The sequence below is a fragment of the Halomonas litopenaei genome (assembly GCF_017303055.1).
GTDB lineage: Bacteria > Pseudomonadota > Gammaproteobacteria > Pseudomonadales > Halomonadaceae > Halomonas > Halomonas litopenaei_A.
This window is the reverse complement of the sequence record NZ_JAEKJT010000004.1, coordinates 105,189-124,562: the sequence shown is the minus strand read 5'-3', so window position 1 is coordinate 124,562 and position 19,374 is coordinate 105,189. Positions and strand designations below refer to the sequence as shown.

General features: G+C 63.3%; 13 protein-coding genes and 1 tRNA gene. 3 read left to right on the top strand and 11 right to left on the bottom strand.

Features of this window, described 5'->3' with window-relative positions; genetic code table 11:
• The first annotated feature begins 140 nt into the window (after positions 1-140).
• Positions 141-1,301, top strand: coding sequence for a porin (locus JF545_RS07935; RefSeq protein WP_206941093.1), 1,161 nt, complete (start codon positions 141-143; stop codon positions 1,299-1,301).
• A gap of 101 nt (positions 1,302-1,402) precedes the next feature.
• Positions 1,403-2,521: a hypothetical protein gene (locus JF545_RS07930; protein ID WP_206941092.1), complete on the top strand. Its 1,119-nt coding sequence runs from the start codon at positions 1,403-1,405 to the stop codon at positions 2,519-2,521.
• An 88-nt stretch (positions 2,522-2,609) separates the two neighbouring features.
• On the opposite strand, the gene JF545_RS07925 is transcribed toward JF545_RS07930, so the two are convergent.
• Positions 2,610-4,055: a catalase gene (locus tag JF545_RS07925; protein WP_206941090.1), complete on the bottom strand. Its 1,446-nt coding sequence runs from the start codon at positions 4,053-4,055 to the stop codon at positions 2,610-2,612.
• A 176-nt stretch (positions 4,056-4,231) separates the two neighbouring features.
• Here JF545_RS07925 and JF545_RS07920 point away from each other — a divergent pair, with 176 nt between their 5' ends.
• Complete coding sequence (locus tag JF545_RS07920) at positions 4,232-6,220, top strand: sensor domain-containing diguanylate cyclase (protein WP_315857848.1); 1,989 nt, start codon at positions 4,232-4,234, stop codon at positions 6,218-6,220.
• 101 nt (positions 6,221-6,321) lie between these two features.
• Here the strand turns inward: JF545_RS07920 and JF545_RS07915 are convergent, their stop codons facing one another.
• From JF545_RS07915 to JF545_RS07870, 10 genes are all read right to left on the bottom strand, one after another.
• Entirely contained in the window at positions 6,322-8,727 is a 2,406-nt protein-coding gene (locus tag JF545_RS07915) for a tetratricopeptide repeat protein (protein ID WP_206941088.1), read from the bottom strand.
• Positions 8,720-10,336, bottom strand: a complete 1,617-nt coding sequence (locus JF545_RS07910; protein ID WP_206941086.1) for a BatD family protein — start codon at positions 10,334-10,336, stop codon at positions 8,720-8,722. The genes JF545_RS07915 and JF545_RS07910 overlap by 8 nt, the downstream gene beginning before the upstream one ends.
• On the bottom strand, positions 10,333-12,000 hold the full coding sequence (locus tag JF545_RS07905; protein WP_206941083.1) for a VWA domain-containing protein: 1,668 nt from the start codon (positions 11,998-12,000) through the stop codon (positions 10,333-10,335). The genes JF545_RS07910 and JF545_RS07905 overlap by 4 nt, the downstream gene beginning before the upstream one ends.
• A complete protein-coding gene (locus JF545_RS07900) occupies positions 11,997-13,004 on the bottom strand; it encodes a vWA domain-containing protein (protein ID WP_206941081.1) in 1,008 nt (335 codons plus the stop codon). The genes JF545_RS07905 and JF545_RS07900 overlap by 4 nt, the downstream gene beginning before the upstream one ends.
• Complete coding sequence (locus tag JF545_RS07895; RefSeq protein ID WP_206941079.1) at positions 13,001-13,540, bottom strand: DUF4381 domain-containing protein; 540 nt, start codon at positions 13,538-13,540, stop codon at positions 13,001-13,003. The genes JF545_RS07900 and JF545_RS07895 overlap by 4 nt, the downstream gene beginning before the upstream one ends.
• Positions 13,537-14,538 (bottom strand): DUF58 domain-containing protein, encoded by a 1,002-nt coding sequence (locus JF545_RS07890; RefSeq protein WP_206941077.1) that lies wholly within the window; start codon positions 14,536-14,538, stop codon positions 13,537-13,539. Before JF545_RS07890 ends, JF545_RS07895 begins: the two co-directional genes overlap by 4 nt.
• A 20-nt stretch (positions 14,539-14,558) precedes the next feature.
• The gene (locus tag JF545_RS07885; protein ID WP_206941075.1) at positions 14,559-15,560 is read right to left on the bottom strand and encodes an AAA family ATPase; all 1,002 of its coding nucleotides are present in this window, start codon (positions 15,558-15,560) and stop codon (positions 14,559-14,561) included.
• Positions 15,561-16,474: 914 nt separating this feature from the next.
• Positions 16,475-16,551, bottom strand: a tRNA-Arg gene (locus JF545_RS07880).
• 144 nt (positions 16,552-16,695) lie between these two features.
• Positions 16,696-17,676 (bottom strand): HAD family hydrolase, encoded by a 981-nt coding sequence (locus JF545_RS07875; RefSeq protein WP_206941074.1) that lies wholly within the window; start codon positions 17,674-17,676, stop codon positions 16,696-16,698.
• 101 nt (positions 17,677-17,777) lie between these two features.
• On the bottom strand, positions 17,778-19,328 hold the full coding sequence (locus JF545_RS07870; RefSeq protein ID WP_206941072.1) for an arylsulfatase: 1,551 nt from the start codon (positions 19,326-19,328) through the stop codon (positions 17,778-17,780).
• Positions 19,329-19,374: the final 46 nt, after the last annotated feature.

The following is a 19,374-nucleotide window of genomic DNA, read 5'->3' as shown; positions in this document are numbered from 1 at the left end:
TCGCCGCTGTCAGGCTCGCTGTTCAGGTTCCCTGCCAGGAACCCGTCAGGACAGAAATACGAGCCGGCAATGACCGGCAAGCCAAGGCTGCCAAGCGCAGCAACGATCGAAACAGCAAGCTAGTCAAAAGGAACTCAGCAATGAAAAAGACACTGTTAGCGACTGCCATCGCTGGTGCTGCTGCCTTCACCGCCGTTGGCGCCCAGGCTGCTACCGTCTACAACCAAGACGGCACCAAGCTCGACATCTACGGTAACGTCCAGCTGGTTTACGCCGGCGTTAAAGACGAAGACGGCGAGACTCGTGACGAAATCGCCGACAACGGTTCTACCTTCGGTTTCGCCGCTGAGCACGTCATCTACAACGGTCTGATCGGTTACGCCAAGATCGAAATCGACGACTTCAAGGCCGACGAAATGAAAGTTGCTGGCCGTGATGCAGGCGACACCGCCTACATCGGCTTGAAGGGCAACTTCGGTGACGCTCGCGTCGGTTCCTACGACTCCCTGCTGGATGACTGGATCCAGGATCCGATCACCAACAACGAATACTTCGACGCTTCTGACTCCAACACCTTCAAGGGTGCTCCGGGTGAAGATGCTGACGACGCCGACGTTGTTGCTGGCGATCCCGAAGGCGACAAGATCACCTACACCTCTCCGGTCTGGGGTGGCTTCCAGTTCGCGGTCGGTAGCCAGTACAAGGGCGACGCCGAGAACGAAAACCTGTCTGACGGCGGCGAAGCTTCCTTCTTCGGTGGTCTGAAGTACACCTACGGTGGCTTCTCTATCGCTGGTGTGTACGACGATCTGGGCATCTACGACATCGAAGACCAGACCGTCACCTACAACACTACTACTGTTGATGCGACTGACAACACCGTCACTACCACTCAGAACACTGTCACCATCGATGACGAAGATCTGGGCGACCAGTACGGTGTGACCATGCAGTACCAGTGGGACAGCCTGCGCGTTGCCCTCAAGTACGAGCGTTTCGAGTCTGACAACGACTTCCTGAAGGACGCTGACTACTACGCCATCGGTGCCCGCTACGGCTACGGCAACGGCATGGGCGACGTCTACGGCGCCTACCAGTACATCGACTTCGGCGGCAGCGGCTTCAGCGACCTGGCCAGCGCCAACGATGACGAGAACGACGACGACAACTTCAACGAAGTGGTCGGCGGCGTGACTTACAACATCTCCGACGCCATGTACACCTACGTGGAAGGCGCCTGGCGTGACCGTGACAACGACCAGGGTGACGGCTACGCCGTGGGTCTGACCTACCTGTTCTAATCCAACAGGTTTGACCCCCTAGCGTTGTGACGCTATAAACGAAAGCCGATCCTCCGGGATCGGCTTTTTTTCTGCACTCTACCGCAAGCATGTGAGGATCCATGAAAGACGTCACCCTACCCGCGGCGCTGCTGGCGCTTGGCGTTGCTCTGGCCAGCTCCACCGTCCAGGCATCCGATAGCGTCATGACCGAGCGCTTCCGCGAGGAGAATCGTCAGCTCGACCTGACCGGCTTCTTCAAGCCGGAAAGCGACGCGCGCAGCCAGACCTTTCTGTTCGGAACTCCTCACGCGCATGATTTCGAGGTAGAGGAAGAGGGTGTCTATCGTTTCGAAAGCCGCGTCAGCGCCGGCTACGAGGATACCTACCAGATTGAAGCCGTACTGCAAGACGATGCCGGTAATGTCATCGCTCGCGGACAGGGCTATGGTCAGGAAGGCGGGCTGCAGCTCGAAAGCCGCCTGACCCCTGGCAAGTATGAGCTGCAGGTCAAGGGCACTCGCTTTGGCCGTCGCGGCCGCGCAGGCGATGGCTACAGCATTGCCGTGGTGGGACTGGATAGCCAGGGTAACCGGATCGAAGTCGATGATGGAGTCGGGCTGCAGTTCGTGGGGTCTGATCGTGACGGCAATCAGAGCGCCTTTGTCACTAGCCGTGACGCCGTCGTGACCCTGGGTGGCCAGTCTGCCGCTGCGACTTCTGCTTCGGCGACGGCTAGCGGTGCGTCTGCTGCATCGTCAAGCGCGACGGCTTCCAGTGCGGCTGCCTCCAGTGCTGGAGCGACCAGTGCAGCGGCAGGCGGTGCTGCGGTGGCCGGTGCAGCGGCAGCGGCCGGGGCCGGGGCCTCCGAAAGCGTCAGCGGCAGTGAAGCACGCAGCAATAACCCTGATGAACGTCAGGTACAGAGCGTCAAGACCGATGTCAAGATTCGTGCTCGCGGTGAGGTGCTGTCCTTCAACGTGGCCGAGCCTAGCCAGGTGCGCATCACTACCTCCACTTTCCCGCCGGGGGATGAGGACACCTATCGTCTGACCATGGAAGTGGCGGATGGCTCCGGTCGCATTGTTGCCGAAGGCGCTGGTGAAGGCTTTAACGGTAACGTGGACCTGTCCACCCAGCTGGACCCGGGCACCTACCACATCCGCGTTACTGGACAGAAGTTCGGTAGTTCGATGGACGGCCCCAACAACTATGAGCTAAAGGTTGTGCTCGACAACTGAGCCCCGATGGGCCGGTTGTGGCAAAGAGTAAAAAACGGGCCCCTCGGGGCCCGTTTTTTAGTGGTGAATGCGTCGTCAGTTCTGGTGATCAATCTCCGACTCGGGCAATAGCCTCGCGTACGCCAGCAGCGTACTCCGGGTGACACTTCTCGAAGTGGCCCAGCTGACGCTCCTTGATCTCGCTTGGAACCCCCTGCATATGACGGGCGATGTTGCCAAACAGGCGCTGCCTCTGGTCGTCGCTCATCAGCTCGAACAGGGCCCGCGGCTGGCTGTAGTCGTCGTTGCCTTCGCGGTGGTCATAGCGCCAGGCGTCACCCTCCAGCGGCAGCGGCGGCTCCACCACGCTGGGGTCTTCCTGCGGCCCACCAAAGGAATTGGGCTCGTAGTAAGCGTCGCCGTTTGCCTCGCCGTTGGCGAAGAAGCGCATCGGGCCATCCTTGTGATAGTGGTGGACCGGGCATTTCGGCTGGTTCACCGGCAGTGCCTCGTAGTGAGTGCCGAGACGGTAGCGATGGGCGTCTGCATAGGAGAAGACCCTGGCCTGCAGCATCTTGTCCGGTGAGAAGCCGATGCCCGGCACCTTGTTGGACGGTGAGAAGGCGGCCTGCTCGATTTCGGCGAAGTAGTTATCGGCGTTGCGGTTGAGCTCGAAGTGACCCACCTCGATCAGCGGATAGTCGCCGTGGGGCCATACCTTGGTCAGGTCGAACGGGTTGAAGGGGCAGCGCTTGGCCTCGTCTTCTGTCATCACCTGAATGAAGACGTTCCAGCGCGGGTAATCACCGTTCTCGAGTGCGTTGTAGAGATCTTCCTGAGTCGTTTCACGGCTCTTGCCGACCACTTCCTCCGCCTCGGCATCGGTAAAGTGCTGGTGTCCCTGGGCGGTGCGGAAATGGAACTTGCACCACACGCGCTCGCCGTCAGCATTAATCAATGAATAGGTGTGCGAGCCGTAACCATTGATATGACGCACATCGGTGGGCAGACCGCGGTCCGACATCAGCATGGTGACCTGATGAAGTGACTCAGGCGACAGTGACCAGAAGTCCCAGGCTGCCGTGGCGGAGCGCATGTTGGTGCGGGGATGGCGCTTCTGGGTGTGGATGAAGTCCGGGAACTTGTACGGGTCGCGGATAAAGAAGACCGGCGTATTGTTACCGACCAGGTCCCAGTTGCCTTCCTCGGTGTAGAACTTGAGCGCAAAGCCGCGCACGTCGCGCTCGGCATCAGCTGCGCCTTGCTCACCGGCAACGGTCGAGAAACGCGCCAGCATCGGCGTCTGGCTGCCCGGAGTGAAGACCTTGGCCTTGGAATAGCGAGTGATGTCACCGGTAATGGTCAGGGTGCCGTGGGCGCCCCAGCCCTTGGCGTGCACGGTACGCTCGGGGATGCGCTCGCGGTTCTGGTGGGCGAGCTTCTCCAGCAGTTGGTAGTCCTCAAGCAGCAAGGGCCCACGCGGACCGGCCGTCAGGCTGTTCTGGTTGTCGCCGATGGGGGCTCCGGCGCTGGTGGTCATGGTCTTGCGGGTCATGAGGCGTCTCCATTGTTCACTGATCACGGTCTACGTCTTAAAGATAGAGACTGATGTCTCATGGGAACAATGATTCCTTTCTATTTCGGTTATAGGAAATGAGTGTTTAGGAGTAGTATTTATGTTATTCACGACGGATGTGATAACTCGCTGACATATCCTGAGGACCAACCTTCGTGGCCAAGCTGTTCAGTGTCGTGGCAACGCTGTCACTACAAGTGAGAATGTTGATCGGTCTAGCAGCCACCTGGCTGGTAGTGATCACGATTCTGCTGGTCTGGGGCTGGTACACCGGGAAGGATCTGGTTCGCGAGGTCAACTTTTCCCACCTGCGTTACGAAACCCGACTGATCGCCGATGAGGTGACCGAGGAAATTGATACCCGGCTCGATATGCTCGGTCGACTGGCAGCGCTGCGTGATAACCGGGCTCTGCTGGACGCCTCCAGTGAGGCCCTTCGCGATAGTGGGGCCCTGCTCGAGCTGTTCGATGCTCTGGTCGTGATGGACGCAACCGGCAAGGTAGCCGCCGACTGGCCGCCTACGCCAGGGCGCCAGGGCCTTGATATCAGTGACCGGGAGTACTTCAGCTTTATGCGCGAGGTGCGCCGCCCCTACGTCAGTGAGCCCATCTATGGACGCGTCATCGGACTGCCGCTGGTTCTGCTCATGGTACCGCTGGTGTCCGACGAGGGGCGTTTCGAGGGCGCTCTGGCGGGGGTGGTGGAAGTCAACGCCGGAGGCATCTTTCGCCGCCTGAGTCGAGTCAGAATCGGCAATGACGGCTACGCTGCGGTATTTTCCGCCGCCGGTCAGGTGCTCTACCATCCGGACCAACGCCAGGTAATGGGGGAATTGGGGCGCGAGGGTGAGCTCAATCATAATCCGGCCCTCGACCTTGCTCTGTATGGTTGGCAGGGAGAGCGCTATGGTCCCGCATTCAGTGGTGAGATGACCTTCCAGTCCTATCGTCAGGTGTGGCCTGCCAACTGGGTGGTGGGAGTCTTCCTGCCGGAAAACCAGGTACTCGCGCCGCTACGAGGACTACTCGAGCGCTTGGGAGCGGTGGGCATCGGGATTGCCTTGCTGCTGCTGCCGTTGCTGGGATGGATGGTCTGGCTGCTGCTGCGACCGCTGTACCAGTTGCAGTCGCAGATCGCCCAGGTGGGCAAGGGCACCCGCGGTCGCGTGGTGCTGGATACCCAGATGAAGGAACTGGTCCAGCTGGCCTCGGCCTTCAATGCCGTCGAGGTGGAACGCGAAAAGGCGCTGGCCGACCTGCGCGGTCGTGAAGCCTTTCTGGACGGGGTATTGGCGTCTTCCCCCATCGGCATGTTCGTGACGGATACCCAGGGCCGTATCACCTATGTGAACGATGCCCTGGTGCAGCTGACCGGGCGTTCGCCGGATGACATGGACCGTTCGGCCTGGGTTCAGGCCATCCATGCAGAAGATCGCGAGTCCGCCATCGAGCTGTGGCGCTACAGCCTGATGTCTGGTCAGACCTTCCTGCGTCAGTATCGCTACTGGCGTGAAGACGGAGAACTGCTGTGGCTTGAGGTGCATGCCAGCCAGGTGGCGATTGACGACGATATCTTCGGTTTCGTGGGTACCGTCAAGGACATCACGGCTCGCCGCCAGCAGGAGGCCATGAGTCAATGGGAGGCCGAGCATGACCCGCTGACCGGACTACTCAATCGGCGTGGCTTCGAGCGGCGCCTGGAGGAGGCCATGGTGGACTGGCGCAAGACGTCGACGCCCTCTGCGCTGATCCTGTTCGACCTGGATCGCTTCAAGCCGATCAACGATGAAGGCGGCCACCCCCTGGGCGACGAGATGCTCAAGCGTATCGCCAGGGAAGTGTCGGGCTGTGTGCGCAGCAGTGATCATGTTGCCCGTCAGGGGGGAGACGAGTTCGCGGTGCTTCTGCCAAGCTGTTCCCTGGCTCAGGCCAGACGCATCGGCGAGGCTATCCTTTCTGCCATTCACGGGACCTGTGTGGTGCATGAAGGCCACGAGTATCGGGTGACGTCCAGTCTCGGTATCACCGAGTTTCGCCCTGGTGATGTCGATGTCGCGGCGCTGGTCGAGCGAGCCGATGCGGCCAGCTATACCGCCAAGCGGGAAGGCCGCAACCGACTGGTGGTCGATGCCAGCAGCGCCTGAGGCGCGTGCCAAGGCGGCGGAGTATGTCGTCTCCGCTCGCCTTTTTCGCTCACCCTGTTCGCTCGCTTTGTTCGCTCATGAGGTCTGTCGACGCCTGACCGTCAGTTGGCCCTTAGCTGGCGCTCCAGCTGGCCAAGCCGGGGGTCGTCAGGTCGCAGCCTTCGCAACTCCGCCAGTGCGGCCAAGGCCTCGGGGATTCGGCCGCTGGTAGCGTTGACGTAGACCAGCGCGTACAGCAGGTCGGCATCGCCGGGAGCCTGGCGAAGCCCTTGCATCAGCGCATCCCGGGCCTCGTCCTTCCTGCCCAGACGGTCCAGCATAAGGCCGCGGTTGTAGTGGGTTCTGGCGTGTCCCGGGCGCCATTCGGCGGCTTTCTCCAGCCACTCCACCGCCTCTTCCATATTGCCGCTCTCCGACAACGACAGGGCCAGCAGGTAGGCCAGATGACCACGGTCCGGCGCGGGCATGGCGTCTCTATCGATGCCATCGCGCAGCACCGCCTGGGCGTCCTCTCGCCGGCCCTCAGCGCTGAGCTGAGTCACCAGATTGGCACGGGCCGGCAGGAAGTAGGGGTCCATCTCCAGCGCCGCCCGATACTGCGCTTCGGCCTCGTCTTCACGGGCGGTACGTGCCAGCAGCACCGCCAGGTTGAGGCGATTGCCGGGCAGGTCCGCGTTTTCGCGCAGGCGTCGCTCATAGTCCCGTCGCGCCTCGAGGAAGGCGTCGCGCCGGTCTTCGGGCATGACCATCAACGAGGTCCCTGCCAGGGCCTTGACGGCTTCATCGCGAACCGCCAGGCGGGGGTCGTCGACCAGCGGCAGCAGCAGTTCGACCCGAGCATGTTCTGGCGCCTGGGCGAAGACCGGGATGGCGGCAGCCCGGACCTGAGCACTGTCATCGCTGAGTGCTTGTTCAAGGGTGGGCAGCGCTTCGCTGGCAAATGGCGCCAGTTCGTCGACGGCGGTGGCCCTGACAATGTCAGGGGTATCGCTGTCATCTATCAGCGCCTTGAGGTAGTCCGGGGCTTCGGGACGCCCCTGGCGGGCCGATTGCAGCGCCACGCCATAGTGGGATTCGCTGGCGGCCCGACGCTGGTCATCGAACCAGTCGCGAATCTGGTCGGCTGCCTGTTCCGGGGAAAGGTCCTCATGGCAGCGGGTACAGGCATCGGGACTGTCCGTGGCGGCGGCCAGGTCCGGGCGCGGTACGCGGAAGCTGTGATCGCGCCTGGGGTCCACCACCATGTAGGTGGTTTCCGGCATGTGGCAGCTGACGCACTGAGCGCCGGGGCTGCCGGGCTCGTGATGGTGATGCTCCGGCGTATCGTAGTGAGCGGCCTTCATCGTCGGAAAGCGCGGCGGGGGTGACGGGTTGTGGCACTGCATGCACAGACCGTTGCCCTCGACCCTGACCTTGTTGGTGTGTGGGTCATGGCAGTCGACGCAGCTGACCCCTTCCTGATACATACGGCTTTGGGTGAAGGAGCCGTAGACATAGACCTCTCCCTCGATCTGGCCATCGGCGTGGTACATGCCGTCGCTCAGCAGGCTGGGCAGAGCGGCATCGGTCAGCGGAGCCCCGTGAACCGGCCCGGCGCCGAGCATCTGGCGACGGCTGTGGCAGCGTGCGCATTGCTCGACCAGCTCAGGCCCAGGCATCTCACTCAGTGATAGCGGCAGGCCCTTGTCGCCGTTATTAGCCGATGCTTGAGCTGCATCCAGTGCGTTGTCCTCCGCGCTCCACTGCTCGGCCCAATCCAGGTGTGACTGGGCGGGCCCATGGCAGCTCTGGCAGCCCACACTCTGCTCGTGCCAGGTGGTGGCGAAGCTGTCGCTCTCCAGATCGTAGTGCTTTTCCAGGTTGGTGGAATGGCAGTCGGCGCACATGGCATTCCAGTTCTGATAGCGCCCGCGCCAGTGCAGTGGGTCGTCCGGGGTGAAGGCCTGGCCGGGGTAGAGCGAGAACCAGCGCTGCCCGCCTTCGCTCTCGGGGCGTGAGTCCCAGGCGATGGTCAGCCCCTGCAAGCGTCCTCCCGGTTGAGCCACCAGGTACTGTTGCAGTGGGGAGAAGCCAAAGGTGTAGAGAATCTCGAAGGTCTCGGCGGGATCACCGGGACCTTCCAGGGTCGCCAGAAAGGTCTCGCCGTCACGTGTAAAGCGGGCTTTTACCTCGCCATCCTCGAATACCGCATCATCAAAGTCGCCAAGCACATTGGCCGGAGTGGCCTCGCGCATGGCCCAACCGTGGTCCGAGTCCTGCCACGCCTGGGTCTCGGCCTCGTGACAGGAGGCGCAGCTGCCTTCGGGGGCATAGCCCTGGGTGGCACTGGCGAGGGTGGGCAAGGTCCCCTGGGGTTGACTGGCCGCAGCCGTGGGGGGAAATCCCAGTCCTGACATTGCCACCAGTACCGTCAGCCCCACCAGCAGGCCGATAGAGCGCTGTTTCCAGCCGAGCAGAGCGACAATGAGGGGCGGGCGCGTCGAGAAATAGCCACGGGGTCTATGCATTACGTCGAGTCACTTCTGCCATCGGGTTCAAGGGCTTCATGGAAGCAGGGGAAAAGGGGGAGGCTCCCTGCGTGTGCCGTGCAAGCTCGCGCACGGGAGGGAGCGCCTGCTCAAGACGTTGCCAGTCCTTAGCCACGCCTGGGTCAGGGTCTGACGACGCCGTGGTATCCGGGCCCAGCTTTCGTCTGCACAGGCGATCCAGCGCATCATTCACCTGCTGGTGGGCGCGACTGTCGATCGGCAACTTGCTGCCAAGGGCTTGCCAGTGGCGCCGGCAGGCGACCAGGTCGCGGCCAGCGATGGCCTGCTTGAGTCGTTCACGGTCTGCATGACCGTTGGCTTCCCTGTGTGCCTGCTGACGGCGACGGCGCTGCTCCAGCAAGAGGCGTCCGCGGGGCCCCAGACGACTATAGAGCCAGACGGCAAGTCCAAGCAGCACCGCTGCCAGCAGGCTCAGGCCGACCAGCAGGGGGGCACGGTTCTTGAGCTGGCTGCCGATCGCGGCGGAACCCGAAACGCTCACCGGGACCGACTCCAGGCTGGTGCTATCGAGCTCTTGCTCTATCGGGTTATACCAGCGAAGCGTGACGCCCGGCAGCTCTGTCTGTCCCCCGGCTTCGGCGACATAGGTCAGGGTGTCGGTGCGGCGACCGCCGCCTCGGCTTTCTTCCAGGCGCGGCGCCTGGGGATAGACGCCCAGGTTAGCGAAGCTGGCTGAATCATTGCTGTCTGGTGCCTCCAGCAGCGTGGGCAACAACAGGGCGCTGCCCCCTTCCAGGGTGGCGCTTACCGTGCGGCGGATGCTGTCCCCGGGGGCAAGCTCAAGGGGTCTGTCCGGATCAATCTCATCCAGCGTCTCGCTATCGCCATCGGCACGGGTGATCTCGAGGGATTGCTCCAGGTCGATGCGCGTCGCCGCCAGGTAGGGCTCCAGCCCACGGGCGGCCTCGGGCAGGCTTGCGGTGAGGCTGATAGGCGGCAGGACCATCTGCTGAACCTTGGCCTGCTGGCTGCCTGGGGTGGCAACGCTGACATCCAGCGTGCCACCGCCGAGCTCAAAGCGTCCCGCACTCAGCGGCGTCAGTTGATAGCGGCGCGAAACGCCAGACCAGGTCTTGCCGTCGACCTGTTGGCTGACGGGCGTGGTCGAGCGCTCGCCCAGGGTCACCCTCAGGCCAGGCTGGTCGAGGGTGGGGAATTCGACCGGTGTTGGCATCCAGGTGGGCACCAGCACGGTAATGCGCAGCTCGCTGCTTTCCCCGGGGGCGAGGCTGTCCTCGGACAGGCTCGCCTCAACGCGGGGCTGTGTAGCGGCTGTCTGGCTGGCGTCCGCGCCGTCCGCTGCGGCGTCAGGGCTCGCTGATGCCGCCGCTGAATCTTCCCCGGGGGCGAGGCTGTCCTCGGACAGACTCGCCTCAACGCGGGGCTGTGCAGCGGCTGTCTGGTTGGCGTTCGCGCTGCCCGCTGCGGCGTCAGGGCTCGCTGATGCCGCCGCTGGGTCTGCAGAAGACTCAGGCTCTGCCAGGGCGGTCGTGGCCAGGCTGCCGGCGGTGAGCAGTAGCGTCAGCAGCAGGGCGGAGGACACGCTTGAGCGTTGCGTGGCAGTCATGGCGTCGTCCTTGCCAGGTCCAGAAAGGGAGTATCGCTCGACATCATCGCCTGGCCATCCTGCAACGCCTCAATAGCGAAGCGCTGGCGCAGGTAGTCGCTGGTGTCGCTGTCGAGAGTCTCGATCCACTGCTCGGCACTGATCTGGCCGCTGGGCTCATCGACGGGCGTCTCGGTTTCTTCACCGCGGGCTTCCTTGTTGTCGAAGACCACGTCGTCAGCGCCGATTCCCTGATCCTCGCCGGTGTCGGACTGTTCCCGGGTCTTTTCGACGTACTCGAGAATTTCCCGGGCGAGGGCCAGGTTGCGCTCACCCTCTGGGTAGTCGGGATCTCGTTCGAGCACGGTCTCGAAGGCGGTGATGGCGGGGCGATACTGACGATTCTTGATCAGCGCAAGACCCTGGGTGAAAGCGGCGTCGGCGCTGTCCTGGCGTCCCAGCCACTCGGCAGCAGCGTCGTACTGGCCGTCGCGATAGAGCGCATAGCCCTTCCATGCGGGATCCTTGAAGTGCTCGGCGGCGCGGCCGTAGTCGCCACGATCTGCCCACCAGCGGCCCTGCTGGTCCGGCGTCAGCAACGCATTGGCGACAGATTGCGCCGCGCGCTCCAGCGGCGTCGCCACATGCTGGTCCACCGCGCGGGAGGCCTCCTGGGCGAAGGCCTGCGGGACGGGACCCAGCCACAGGCTCGGCAGTAGCACCAGGCCGGCCAGCGTCAGGTGCCAGCCACGCCTGAACCCGAGCAAGGCCAGCAGTGCCGCCGGCCAGGCCAGCCACACGCCGCGATCTTCCCAGGACAGTCGCTCGTCATTGTTGAGCGCCTGCTGGTAGGTCGCATCCAGGCTGGCCACGATCTGGTCCAGGTCGCTGTCGTCGGTGCTCAGGTTGACGCTTTGCACATCGGCGAACAGCGGGCCCGGCGCCATGTCGCCAAGGGACGGCGCACCGCTAGGCTGAACGGCGAGGGTGATCAGTTGGTTCAGCGAGTCTGGCGAAGGCGTGGACGTGCCCGCGCTGGGCGCGTCAGGAAGCGCATCGGTCACCAGCAACACCGAACCCGCCACGCTGCCGTCGCTCTGCTGTGCCTTGGCGAGGATATCACTGGCAAGGGCCAATGCATCAGCGCCCGCATCGCCGCCACCACTCGGCATGACATCCGTCGATAGTCCTTCCAGGTAGGGCGCCATCAAGGTGGGGTCGTCGGTCAAGGGCACGACCTGATGGACGCTGCCTGCGTAGGCCACCAGGGCAGTGCGGGCACCATCCCTGCGCTTCAGCAGGTCCTGAATCTTGTGCTTGGCGCGCTCCAGGCGGCTGGGCGGTACATCGGTGGCCTCCATGCTCGACGTCACCTTCAGCACCACCACCAGGGGAGCGCTATGGGCCACCAGCGGATTTGGCAGGCGGGTCCAGGAAGGACCCGCGGCCGCCAGGATCAGCAGGCAGGCCAGCAGTGCCAGGGTATCCACCGGTGACAGGCGCTTGCGGCGGTTACCGTCGGTGCGCAGCGCGTCGGCCAGGTGTGGTGCAACATGGCCTCCACCCAGCTGTTCGGCCGGTATGCGACGGCGCCACCACCACAGCGCGGCGACCACCGGCAACAGCAGACACCACAGCGGGCGCAGCAGGTGGAAGTCAGCGAGACCCGCCATCCAATCGCTCATGCGGCGTCCTCCTCTGGTCTTGCCGACGCGGGTTGCGGGGGCGTAGCAGGCGCGTGCGAACGACGATCCAGGGTCAGCATCAGCAGCGCCAGCAGGCCGGCAAGCGCCAGCGGCCAGTGACTGAGCGAGCGGTGTTCGCGGTAGCTATGGGTCGCCACCTTGCGCGGCGCCAGTTCATCGATGCGCTGGTACACCGCGGCCAGGGCCTGCTGGTCCGCGGCGGTGAAGAAGGCACCATCGGTGGTGTCGGCGATGGCCTTGAGGGTGTCGGTATCGACCCGATTTTCGCCACTGCCGTCAGGGTCACCGATCGCAATGGTGACCACATGAACGTCACGCTGGGCGGCGATGTTGGCGGCATTGATCGGGCTCATCCTGCTGCCGGTGTCGGCACCATCAGAGAGCAGCACCAACAGGCGCTGTTCCACCTCGCTGGCCTCGAATTGCCGAATCGCCAGACCCATGGCATCGCCCAAGGCGGTGTGGGGGCCGGCCATGCCCACCTCGGTCTGGTCGAGCAGTGCCGTGAGGGTGTCAAGATCCTCGGTCAGCGGGGCCTGAACGTAGGCGCGGGTGCCGAACACGATCAGCGCCAGACGCTCGCCCTCGCGGTCAGCAACAAAGTCGCGGATGACGTCCTTGACCGCCGCCAGGCGCTGGCGCGGCTGGTCTTCACTGTCGACCAGGTCACGTTCGTCCATGCTGCCGGAGATATCCACCGCCAGAATCAGGTCGCGGGCGGCGCTTTGCCAGACAATGGGCTCGCTGAGTTTTTCCGGGCGCGCCAGCGCCACCACGATCAGCACCCAGATCGTGAGCTGCAAAAGGCGGCTCAAGGGAGAGCGACGCTGTTCGCCCGCCTTCGTGCTGCCCGCCGCCTCCACCAGCTGATCAAAGAAGGGCAGCCGCAGGGCGGCCAAGGGGCGGCGATAGGCGGGTAACCAGCGGACCAGCCATAGCAGGGGCAGCAGGGCGAAGGCCCAGGGATTGGCCAGCTCCATCATTGGTCGGCTCCCTGGTCGTCATGCGGCGTCGGGGCATCCGTGCGGTGCTTGCGTATCCATTGACGGGCAAGCTGCGTCAGTGCCGCGGACGGCGAAGCGGCGCTGTCGCGATAGGCTCCTGCCGACAGCTCCTGCCCCAGCGGACCATCAAAACGCCGAGAGGCGGGCGAGGGCGTCGTCGGCAGCGTCTGGTCCAGGAACTGCCACCAGCGGGCCCCGCTGAGCCCGGCGACCCGCTCCCGGGGATAGGCGCTCAGGGCGGTTCGCTTGAGCACCTCCGCCAAGACGGAGGTGCCTTCCTGGGGGAGGCGAAGATCCAGCTCCCGCAGCGCGTCTCGGCGATAGGCATTGGCCTGCCAGTGACGCCACTTGCGCACTCCGATAAACAGCAGCAGGGCCAGCAGCAGCACGGCCAGCAAAGCCCAGCCCCAGGTCTGAGGGACCCAGGCAATCGGCGCCGGTTCCGGCGCCGGTGACAGCTGATCGATCAAATCCGACAGCAGGGTAATGTCGTTTACGTCAGCGCTCGGCGTCATGTCCGCCTCTCCTTGCCCGAGGTCTGGCTGTCGTCCTGGGTCGGAGCGAGCCCCAACAGGCGGCGTAGTTGGGGCAGCGTCGGCGCACCGGCGGACAGTGACACCAGGCTGATGGCGAACTTGCGCGACCAGGCGTCCAGTGCGGCTCGGCGCCTGTGGGCGACACCTTCCAGCGCCTCACGCTGGGCCGCTTCTGCGGTGTCCAGGCGCGCGTGCTGGCGCCCGTCGGTGGCCAGACAGCTCATGTCGTCTGGCAGGGCATCGGCCAGCGGGTCGCTGACCGCGACCAGGATGACATCGTTATGGCGCCGCAGCGCGCTGAGCATGGCCTCGGTGCGCGGCCCTGGCACGTCAAAGTCGCTCAATACAATGACCAGGTGATCGCGACTCGCCAGGCGTGACGCCGAGACCAGCACCTGATCGAGAGAAGTGGGCGAGGGGGCCGGACGACGGGCTTCCAGGCGCTGGTTGGCACTCGCCAAAGAGGTCAAGAAGCGCATGACCTGAGCACGCGAGCGGCGCGGCCTGAACTCCTCGACACCGTCATCGGTCACCACGATGCCTCCCAGTCGATCTCCCTGATGCAGCACCGCGAAGCTGAGCAGAGCGGCGGCTTCGGCGGCGACCACCGACTTCATCGCATGGCGGCTGCCGAAGAACATCGACATGCGCTGATCCACCACCAGCAGGGCGGGACGGTCACGCTCCTCGGTAAACACCCGCACGTAGGGGGAACCGGTGCGAGCGGTGACGCGCCAGTCGATGCTGCGCACGTCGTCTGACGGCTGGTAGTCACGCAGCTCGAGGAAGTCCAGGCCGCGACCGCGCAGGCGTGAGCCATGGCGGCCATTGAGCACACTGCGCGCGGGTTGCCGCGGCAGCAGTGCCAGACGGTTGCCGTGGGGCTCCAGGCCTGCCAGATGCTGCAGGTCGACGTGCACGCGCCGGTCAGAGCCGGGGCGAGGGTCAGCCTTCCTGGCGGTGTGTGGGTTGCGCATGGTGACCTTCCTTGGACGGTTCAGGGCAGCGCGACGCAGCCTAGCAGGGTGGCGATGGCGTCATCGCTGGTCATGCCCTGTCCTTGCGCCTCGAAGCTCAGTGCAATTCGATGGCGCAGCACATCGGGAGCCACCTGCTGCACGTCCTGGGGATCCACATAGTCGCGCCCCTCGAGCCAGGCGTGGGTGCGCGCGCAGCGATCGAGGGCAAGTGACGCGCGGGGACTCGCACCCAGTTCAATGGCGCGGCCCAACTCCTCGCTGAAATCGGCGGGATGGCGGGTGGCATCTACCAGCGTCGCCATGTACTGCTCCATGGCCTCGGCCACATGCAGCATGGCGATCTCGCGGCGCGCGGCGAAGATGGCGGACTGGGCCAGCGGCGCCGGAGTCGCCGCCACGGGGCGATCCCCTTCCGCTGCGGCATCCCTGCCGGCTTTGGCCTGCTCTTCCTGGCGCACCAGCCGGATGACGTCGACTTCCTCCTCGCGGCTCGGGTAGTCCACCCGCACGTGCATCATGAAGCGATCCATCTGCGCTTCGGGCAGCGGGTAGGTGCCTTCCTGTTCGATGGGGTTCTGGGTCGCCAGCACCATGAACAGCTCCGGCATCAGGTGCGTCTTGCCCGCCACCGTCACCTGCCGTTCTTCCATGGCTTCCAGCAGGGCGGACTGCACCTTGGCTGGGGCCCGGTTGATCTCATCGGCCAGCACCAGGTTGGCGAACAATGGCCCCGGCTGAAAGCGGAACACCGAGCCCTGCTCGCTCTGGTGATAGATCTCGCTGCCGGTCACGTCGGAGGGCAACAGGTCTGGCGTGAACTGAATACGGCTGAAGTCAGCCTCCAGGTTGCGTGCCATGGCCTTGACCGCGCGGGTCTTGGCCAGGCCTGGCAGTCCCTCGATCAGCAGGTTGCCCCCCGCCAGCAGACCGATCAGCAGGCGTCGGATCACCTCGCGCTGGCCAACGATGGACTCTCCCACGGCGGCTTCGAGCCCCCGAATATCCTCAAGCAGACTCATGGAACCTCCGGGTAGATGGTTTGCCAGTCCGTGGCCGTGTCGACCACTTGCCAATGGCGTGCAGCGGCCTCGTCGAGACCATGTTGTAGCGATGCCCGAACAGGCTTTGCCGAGCGCAGGCGATATCACCGTCTGCGCTTGTATGAAGAGGGTCCTGCCGCAGGTAACTGGCTGCGCCCATGTGCTCGTATCCTTGAGACAGTGGTCACGTTCCGCGACCACATCGATATGGCCACCGTGGATGCCGACACCGCTTGGCCTCGCGTGGCGATGATTACCGCACGTCAGAAAGTGCGTTATCAGCGAGCTTGAGGCTACTGTTCAGGTGTGTCGCTAACATCTCGTTTTATCGTCGTTATTGATCCCGGTGAGCGAAGCATCGCGACCTGAAGAATGATTCAGTATGCCTCGTGTCGGGACTATTGTCGGGACTATATTTACCCTGGTAACTACTATGACGCGTCATATCCTGTCGACTGCCTGTCGCAGTATAAGAGGGTCCGAGCTGAGGTCATTACGTCAGAGGGGAGAGATATCCGTGGCTCTTGCTGAGGGAGTTTTCGACATGTCGCACGTTGTCGCATGTTTATCGACACGTTCGCCGTGGTTATCTTCGATAGCGGTAAATAATGGGAATGTCTTTTTTGGTAGCAAAATGTAAGTTTTCTTGCTGCCACGGGCCGAGCTAGAGGCTCAAATGATGTACATCAATATTGGCGCGACGTTTCCGAGTTTTCTCAGCTTTCTCTCGGTGTTGTCTCGGTTCCCGTTGGGGCATGAGACAGAAGCAGGATAACGGTTAAGAGAAAGGTGCAGGAGAACGGTTCGGGAAAAGGTGCAGGAGAAAAGACGCAGGGGACGGAGCAGATGGCAGGAGGGATAAGGGAGCAGTAAATAAGTGAGAAGTAAAAAAGTGGCGCGCCCGGGAGGATTCGAACCTCCGACCACCTGATTCGTAGTCAGGTACTCTATCCAGCTGAGCTACGGGCGCACAGTCGTCACACGAGCGGTGACGTCAAGAGGGGGCGCATGTTAGAGCAAAGTGGTCGAGGGCGCAAGACATACGGACTGTGCATCACGTCATCCGTCGTTTGGTTGAACCGACGGATGACGTGTTTAATCGTGGAACTGGCGTTCAGGGCGCTTGCGGATAGACCCGCTGCCAGTCGCTGGCCATGTCGATGACCTGCCAGTCGCGGTCTTCAGCCTGGTCCAGGCCGTCGGCCAGGCGACCGATATGGCTGTCCCTGTCGTAGGCCACTTCGCGCTCGGCGTCGGTGTGGTGGACCAGCACGCCCATACGCGGACCATCTCCCTGGGTCGTCCAGATCAGCATCGGCACGTCGCCGTCGGAGTTGCCCACCGCCATGATCGGACGCTGGCCGATATGACGCTCGATCGACACGATTTTCAGAGGACCATCGTTGATCCAGGTATCACCCTCTTGCTTGTACAGGCTGGGGTCGCTGTCCAGATCCTTGACTTCCAGGCCCCCTGTGCTGCCGATGACATTCTGCGGGGGAACGCCGTAGACGTCTTCGGCGAAGGTGCGGATGAAGTGGAGTCCGCCGCCGGAGACGATATAGGTGGAGAAGCCGCTGTCACGCAGGTAGCTCAACAGTTCCAGCATGGGCTGGTAGATCATGTCGGCGTAGAAGCGACCGGTGTCCGGGTGGGTGGCGTTGGCCAGCCAGTCGGACACATCTTCCTCGAACTCGTCGAGGGAGACGTCTTGGTGGGACAAGGACAGCAGCGCTTGAATGCCTTCTTCGCCGGCTTCCAGAACGGTCTCGATATCGCCCTCGGCTGCGGCCTGGTGCAGCTCGCTGGTCAGCTGCTCCGGCTCTGCCTCGCTGGCGCGATCCAGCGCGTACATCAGCTGAAAGTAGGCGGGCTGTTCGCCCCATAGGGTGCCGTCGTTATCGAATACCGCGATGCGCTGCTGTTGCGGCACGAAGTCGTCGCTGGTGGGGTCGCTGACGGCCTCGACAAAGTCGACGATAGCGCTCTTGTTGTGACCCGCATTCCAGGACGGCAGCGGATCCGCCTGAGCCAGTGCCGGAAGGGCGGCCACCAGCAAGGCAGGCAGCACGCGTGTGGTAATGAAGGTTTTCATGGCGAAGCATCCTCGATGAAGGGCAGGTCGCTGGTGCGATCGGTTGTCATGACGCAACAGGCCGCTCCCTGGGGAGCGGCCTGTATCCTGGCAATGCAGCGTTACTGAACGCTGGCGGGTTGCTCGAGGGCCTCCATGACCTGGTCGAGACTGAAGCTTGCCGCCTTCATGCGGGGCGGGAAGTCCTTGAAGGTCTCGAGGAAGGTACCCACGTAGGCCTGGGCCGGCACCAGCAGGAAGGAGTGCTCCAGCAGCCAGTCATAGTAGGTGTTGGACGTCAGCTGTGAACGCTCATAGGGATCGCGGCGCAGGTTGAACATCAGCGGCACGCGCAGCGGTGTGAAGGGGTTGGCCCAGACTTCGAAGGTGCCCTCAACACGCTGCTCCATGAACACCAGCTTCCAGTCGTCGTAGCGCAGGGCGGTCAGGTCACCGTCGTCCGAGAAGTAGAACACCTCGTTGCGTGGACCTTCTTCTGTCTCGCCGGTCAGCAGCGGCAGGAAGTTGTAGCCGTCCAGGTGAACGTTGTACTCCCGGCCGATGGCTTCGACGCCACCTTCCATCAGGTCTTCCTTGACGGTGTCGTTGCCGACCGCCGCCAGCAGGGTGGGCATCCAGTCCATGTGATGCATGATTTCATTGGAAATCGCGCCTTCCTCGATGTGGCCCGGCCAGCGCACCATGGCCGGAACACGCCAGCCGCCTTCCCAGTTGGTGTTCTTCTCACCACGGAACGGGGTCATGCCCGCGTCAGGCCAGGTGTTCATGTGCGGCCCGTTGTCGGTGGAGTAGAACACGATGGTGTTGTCGGCGATGTCCAGCTCGTCCAGTTTTTCGAGGAACTGGCCGATATGCATGTCGTGCTCGACCATGCCGTCGGCGTATTCGTTCTGGCCGGAGACGCCGCGCAGCTCGTCCTTGACGTGGGTACGGAAGTGCATGCGCGTGGCATTCCACCAGACGAACCACGGGGTGCCTTCAGCGGTCTTGCGCTCGATGAAGTCCAGTGCCGCAGCGGAGGTCTCGTCGTCGACGGTTTCCATACGCTCTTTGGTCAGCGGACCAGTGTCTTCGATCTGACCATCGGCGGTGGACTTGATCACGCCGCGGGGACCATAGGTCTCACGGAAGGTGCGACCGTCTGCCATTTCCAGATCGCCAGGATAGTCGGGATGTTCCGGCTCTTCCTCGGCATTCAGGTGGTAGAGGTTGCCGAAGAACTCATCAAAGCCGTGGTTGGTGGGCAGGTGCTCGTCGCGATCACCCAGGTGGTTCTTGCCGAACTGACCGGTGGCATAGCCTTCTGCCTTGAGCATGGCAGCGATGGTCGGATCTTCTTCGCTGATACCCTGTTCGGCACCCGGCAGGCCCACTTTGGACAGACCCGTGCGGAACACACTTTGCCCGGTGATGAACGAGGAGCGGCCGGCGGTACAGGACTGCTCACCGTAGTAGTCGGTAAACATCATGCCTTCGTCGGCAATGCGGTCGATGTTGGGGGTCTGGTAGCCCACCAGTCCGTGGGTAAAGGCGGAAATGTTGGACTGGCCAATGTCGTCACCCCACAGCACCAGAATGTTCGGCTTGCCCGAACTCTCGGAGTCCTGTTCCTGTGACGCACTGTCGTCCTGGGCGAGGGCAGAGGCCGACATGGACAGCGCCAGACTGGCTGTCAGCCAGTGGCACCAGTGGGCCGAG

Excerpts from the sequence above, each read along its gene's own strand:
- JF545_RS07935 (WP_206941093.1), top strand. The coding sequence starts at position 141 with ATGAAAAAGACACTGTTAGCGACTGCCATCGCTGGTGCTGCTGCCTTC.
- JF545_RS07930 (WP_206941092.1), top strand. The coding sequence starts at position 1,403 with ATGAAAGACGTCACCCTACCCGCGGCGCTGCTGGCGCTTGGCGTTGCT.
- JF545_RS07925 (WP_206941090.1), bottom strand. The coding sequence starts at position 4,055 with ATGACCCGCAAGACCATGACCACCAGCGCCGGAGCCCCCATCGGCGAC.
- JF545_RS07915 (WP_206941088.1), bottom strand. The coding sequence starts at position 8,727 with ATGCATAGACCCCGTGGCTATTTCTCGACGCGCCCGCCCCTCATTGTC.
- JF545_RS07910 (WP_206941086.1), bottom strand. The coding sequence starts at position 10,336 with ATGACTGCCACGCAACGCTCAAGCGTGTCCTCCGCCCTGCTGCTGACG.
- JF545_RS07905 (WP_206941083.1), bottom strand. The coding sequence starts at position 12,000 with ATGAGCGATTGGATGGCGGGTCTCGCTGACTTCCACCTGCTGCGCCCG.
- JF545_RS07900 (WP_206941081.1), bottom strand. The coding sequence starts at position 13,004 with ATGATGGAGCTGGCCAATCCCTGGGCCTTCGCCCTGCTGCCCCTGCTA.
- JF545_RS07895 (WP_206941079.1), bottom strand. The coding sequence starts at position 13,540 with ATGACGCCGAGCGCTGACGTAAACGACATTACCCTGCTGTCGGATTTG.
- JF545_RS07890 (WP_206941077.1), bottom strand. The coding sequence starts at position 14,538 with ATGCGCAACCCACACACCGCCAGGAAGGCTGACCCTCGCCCCGGCTCT.
- JF545_RS07885 (WP_206941075.1), bottom strand. The coding sequence starts at position 15,560 with ATGAGTCTGCTTGAGGATATTCGGGGGCTCGAAGCCGCCGTGGGAGAG.
- JF545_RS07875 (WP_206941074.1), bottom strand. The coding sequence starts at position 17,676 with ATGAAAACCTTCATTACCACACGCGTGCTGCCTGCCTTGCTGGTGGCC.
- JF545_RS07870 (WP_206941072.1), bottom strand. The coding sequence starts at position 19,328 with ATGTCGGCCTCTGCCCTCGCCCAGGACGACAGTGCGTCACAGGAACAG.